Raw genomic sequence first — 269 nt, forward strand, 5'->3', positions numbered from 1 at the left:
CCTCGGATCAATGCCTGCTTACGGCTCCCCGGGGCGGTATCGTTGTTCGCCACGTCCTTCTTCGGCTCCTGGTGCCTAGGCATCCTCCGTGCGCTCTTACTAGCTTAACCATTTGCTCGGGTGATCGCTCACCTTCGCTTCTAATAAAAACAACTAAAGGATGTTTCAGCAATTCTTTTCTTTCGTTATCCAGTTTTCAAGGTGCAAAGTAAATCACAGCGGAGCCTTTCGGCTGCTGCAAAGGTGTAAATATAACACCTGCTTGGCGA

Annotated in this window: 1 rRNA gene; it reads right to left on the reverse strand. The window is 49.8% G+C overall.

The annotated features are described in order from the left end of the window. Positions 1-110 (reverse strand): 23S ribosomal RNA (locus tag MRBLPE1_RS23115); the annotation flags it as partial. Positions 111-269: the final 159 nt, after the last annotated feature.

Origin of the sequence: Paenibacillus sp. LPE1-1-1.1 (assembly GCF_040676435.1) — a bacterium.
Taxonomy (GTDB): domain Bacteria; phylum Bacillota; class Bacilli; order Paenibacillales; family Paenibacillaceae; genus Pristimantibacillus.